This is a genomic window from Microcystis sp. LE19-41.2A (assembly GCF_027530405.1).
GTDB classification, from domain to species: Bacteria; Cyanobacteriota; Cyanobacteriia; order Cyanobacteriales; family Microcystaceae; genus Microcystis; species Microcystis aeruginosa.
In genome coordinates this window covers 1-4,396 of sequence record NZ_JAPZQJ010000249.1, presented here as the reverse complement: position 1 = coordinate 4,396, position 4,396 = coordinate 1, and the positions used below count along the sequence as shown (strand labels likewise).

The following is a 4,396-nucleotide window of genomic DNA, read 5'->3' as shown; positions in this document are numbered from 1 at the left end:
TCAGGTGGTCAATTACCTAATTTTCAGGGAAAAAATCCCTAAATTTTCCCCCCAATCACTCCAATGGTAGGCACTTTTTCAGGGAAAAAAAGTCTAAAAGCCTTATCCAACAAGGTTTTTAGATTTATTCAGCAAACCCTACCTAAGCCTGCTCACGGGTTTCAGCTTCATGGCGCAATTTGCTTGACGGCTCCTAACTATCGATAATATCAGGTCGGGAGCCAATAAACCCAACGCTTTCCCAATAAGCAACTAGCTCCAGCCCTGTTTTAGGAGGATTTTGTAGATAACTCATTCTCTAGCTCTGAAGGTAGATCTAGGCTGATGTTCACGGTATTTCTTTAACGTTCAATGACCTGTCTTTGATTATATCCGATATATTCAGTTAAACGAAGGCTGCATCTCATTTTTCTAAATCTACTAAGTTGGGATTTTTAAGGCGAAACTCTCTGCTAAAATCGGGCGTTACTTCCGAACTCATACCCGACAATTCCGCATCAGAGCGGTGAATCCTGCTTGGGCAAAATGTTTGTCATAAGCGAGTGCTTCTCTGATTCCATTTTCTTCCATTATTTTGAAAGATACGCAATCTGTATGACTCCATGCTTTGTCTTTACGCTGTTGATATAGTCTTAATCCTTGTTCAAATTGCTCACTGGTTTGGGGAACAATACGAACATTGGGGTTAGAACGCAAATTTTGAGTTAGCTCTATGGCTAAGTCACGGAAATACTCACCACGTTTAGAGAAGTCTTTTAAGACTTCGATAAGGACGGCTTCACTGGTAACGATGTAGACGGGATGCAATGTTTTTGATAGCTGAACAGCTTTTTTGTGCAAATTATCACTAGGGTTAAGTAGGGCAACCCAATAACCTGTATCGGCGAAAACGACTCTCACTAACTATCCTGTTGCTGTTGATAATGGTCAAAGTTTTGGGCTAAGTCTTTTGGTAGTTTTGCCCATTCTTCATTGGGGATTTTGGCAGAAAGTCGGGCGGCTAATTCCCAGATTGGTTCTGCATTATAGTCAAATTTAATATTTGCGAAAGAGAAGCTTTCGATAGGTGTTTGATTATTCATAGGTGTATTTGATTTAGAAGAAATCAGTTTTTCTAATTTCGAGATCGCTTCTTGTTCACTGCGCCAAGCTTGATCGCGTAGTTGGTTAGCTTTGAGAACTAGATCGCCAATTTCATTTCTAATAGATAACTCTGGTAATGGAATATGGACAGAAGAAAACATTTCTTTATCAACTTCAAGAATTACCGAACCATAGGAACATCGAGTCATGAGACAGTAGCCATAATCTGAGGCTAACCAAGCATAAAGATAACCTGCATTGATATCATCAGATGCTAGAATCCGAGTTGCATCTTCACTAGCTGTCCATGCTGCCATGTATTTAGGAATAATCTGTACTTTCCCAATCGTGCCAGAACGAGTAACAGCGATCATGTTTTCTTCTAGTTGAATTTCAGGTAAATCTTTGGTATGTGAGCCCTTAGCAAGTCGTTTAACATCGATTGGATCGACTTGAAAAAGTTGTTTACTACTAAGCATAGGAATACCACCTTTGTCAACATAAGTGCGTTCTCTAAACTTTGTAATTGCTCTAACTTCTTTAGTAATTCGCTGATCGCCAATTTTAGTAATTTCAACAGGTAACTGAGCTAGTTGTTTTTCAGCAGCGATCGCTTCGGGATTGTGAAAACTTGCTTCTAATCGTCCCATGAGTTGAGAAGCTTTGATCGTAGTCGTAAAAGATGCACTACCACGCGGAGTAATATCTTTGAGATAGGGTAGGTTTAAACGTTCATGGAGAAGGCGATCGGCTTCATCTAACAAATGATTTGCTTCATCACGCAGTTCTCCCGCTTTACACATCAAGCGACCAATTTCAATCCGGCGAATCGGCGGCAAATCGGGAATTAAAACTCGTTCTAAATGCTCTGGTTCTATTTGATCAACGACTGAACCAAATGTTCCTTGAATTAACTGAGGACGACCATATCGACTACGCAAAAAAGCTGCAACATATCCAGCCGTTTCAGGTTCATTTGCTTGAAGCCGAATAACGTGTTCAGAAAGTGCATTTCCGATAAAAGTTTCTGTTGCTAAACCAATATTTCCTATTGTTCCTGAACGAGAGATTAAAACATCCCACTTTTCTGGAAGTAGTCGATCTAATTTTAAGGTGTAATTTTTACTAACAAAATTATTAGTCTTGGGACGTAAACTAATAATCTCCGAACTAGATAAAAATGGAACACCTTTTTCGGGGCTTACATAAACTCTCTTAAATCGATGGGGGTAGTATCCTCCTTGACAAAGACCTTCCTTGCCATAAAGCGGGATGAGAGGTAAACCACTATTTGTCAAAGCTGTAACTGCATTATGAGCCTCAATGCTAAAAGCAGAAGCCTCTAGACGCACACCAGCAGCCAGGACTTCACTGAGTTTGATCGTCGTCGATAGTTTCTCCGACTCATCATCAGGTATCTCTGGCGTGTAATCAGATTTAAAAGCGTAAGTTACCATCCTAGTACCACCTTTTTCTTCCACTCAATAAACTCATTAGCTACCAAATCCGTATCATCATCCTCAACCTTTTGACGAGGTAGCGGTCTAGCCACACCTTCACCCGTTGCCGTTCGCTCGATCAAAGGGATTGACTCTGGATTAGTTGGAACCAGTATCTCTTCCCCTTCCTCATTGCGTCTGTAGGTGATGTTACCCCGTTTGTCATGTCCGATCGCCTTCACCTGTGCCATAAAGATTTCATAATCAGACATTGTTCCTTGAACGATTTCCTTTTCAGTCTTTTTCTGAAGAATCAAAACCGAAGTTTGCGTCCCATTGTGAGGCTGAAAAGTATCAGGATGTAGGTCAATCGAAGCAACAATTCGGCAATGCTTAATTAACCAATAACGCACATAAATCAATCCAGGAGCGCCCAAAATTGCATCAGGTAAAACGATTCCCATCCGTCCCCCTGGTTTCAAAAATTGCCAGCATCGTTCAATAAACAAGATCTCAGGTGATGCAGAACCCTGAAGTTGTTCTGTCGGTTCCCAACCAGACTCAGTTTCTTTCCAAACATAGGCAAGCTGATATTGCTTTAAGGTTTCTTCATCCCTAATTGGTAGCTTTGAACCAAAAGGTGGATTGGTTGCAATTACATCAAAATGACCCAGATCTTTCTCACTGCGTAAAGTTTTTGGATCGATAGCTAAAGCCGTGGCAAATTGCTTCCGAAAACTATCTTCCCATTGATGAGGATGTAACAGAGAATCTTGTCTAAGAATATTTCCAGAGCCGTCATTGTTCATCACCATATTCATCTTGGTCGCTTTGACTAAATCTGGATTAATATCAATTCCAAAGAAATTAATTTTAGCTGTTTCTTGAATTTTAGAATTGAGTGCATTTCGCATCCAAATATCCGATTGGCTAGTTACTCCTGCTAATTGTTCTAACTTTTTGATTACCTCATTCATTGCAATTACCAAAAAGCCACCTGTGCCACAGGATTGATCAAGAATCTTATCAGTGACTTTCGGCTCCAGCATACGAATAGTCATTTTTTGCACATTTCGAGGTGTGAAAAATTCACCACGATCGCCCCTTAAATTTGCGCCAACCAGTTCTTCATAGGCTTTCCCTTTAACATCAATATTTGTACTCAGAAAGCTATAGCGTTGAAGCTCACCGATAATATAAGCTAAAGAACGAGGTTGAAGTTTAATTTCATCATTAGCATCAAAAATAGCAGGGTATTGCTTTTTAACTGCGCTAAAAATCTTGCTAATGCGATTAAAAACAGTTAACCGACCATCATTACTGTTTTTCTCTTTCGCTGTTGCATAAAATTCTAAAGGATTAGGAAAATTACGCTCATCATGAATCTTGCAAAAAATAACCTTTAAAAGCTCAAAAAAAGCAGGTTGTTTTTGTAGCCCATCCGTTACATAAATATGATCGTGGCAAATCTTAAAAGAAAACAGTAAATTATCACCAACTGCATTTTTTAAAGCATCACGAGTTGGGCGATCAACTTCCTCAACATTACCATTCTTAGAAGGAATATCATTAGGCTCTTCATACTCAATGCCTTCCTCTGTCCTAATTCGACGCAAGACGGTCTTTTTCCTACCATTTGTCCACATCCCCCACTCAGAGTTATCACAAGTCGCCATGTTTGACATCCTCGCCGCCGTAAAACGGACGGCGATTCCCAAACCTCACGATTTAGGTTTCTGCTTCTTTCCCGAAGGATTTTTCGCACCTGCCTTAACAGATTTACTCTGTTCTGGTCTTATGGTCGCTCTACAGACTGACACCGCAAGCCCTGCGGCCAAAATATTTTTACTGGCGTTAATATCTCGGTCATGGTG

At 40.2% G+C, this 4,396-nt stretch carries 3 protein-coding genes and 1 pseudogene; all 4 read right to left on the bottom strand.

Annotated elements, in window-relative coordinates; all coding sequences use genetic code 11:
• Positions 1–477 precede the first annotated feature (477 nt).
• Positions 478–900 carry a type II toxin-antitoxin system VapC family toxin gene (locus O9290_RS11045; protein WP_288056910.1) on the bottom strand — a complete coding sequence of 141 codons (423 nt, stop codon included), beginning with the start codon at positions 898–900 and terminating at the stop codon, positions 478–480.
• The gene (locus O9290_RS11040; RefSeq protein ID WP_288056908.1) at positions 900–2,540 is read right to left on the bottom strand and encodes a restriction endonuclease subunit S; all 1,641 of its coding nucleotides are present in this window, start codon (positions 2,538–2,540) and stop codon (positions 900–902) included. Before O9290_RS11040 ends, O9290_RS11045 begins: the two co-directional genes overlap by 1 nt.
• Positions 2,534–4,198 carry an HsdM family class I SAM-dependent methyltransferase gene (locus tag O9290_RS11035; RefSeq protein WP_288056905.1) on the bottom strand — a complete coding sequence of 555 codons (1,665 nt, stop codon included), beginning with the start codon at positions 4,196–4,198 and terminating at the stop codon, positions 2,534–2,536. Before O9290_RS11035 ends, O9290_RS11040 begins: the two co-directional genes overlap by 7 nt.
• A 45-nt stretch (positions 4,199–4,243) precedes the next feature.
• Positions 4,244–4,396: pseudogene (locus tag O9290_RS11030) on the bottom strand (RNA-guided endonuclease TnpB family protein); the annotation flags it as partial.

Excerpts from the sequence above, each read along its gene's own strand:
- O9290_RS11040 (WP_288056908.1), bottom strand. The coding sequence starts at position 2,540 with ATGGTAACTTACGCTTTTAAATCTGATTACACGCCAGAGATACCTGAT.
- O9290_RS11035 (WP_288056905.1), bottom strand. The coding sequence starts at position 4,198 with ATGGCGACTTGTGATAACTCTGAGTGGGGGATGTGGACAAATGGTAGG.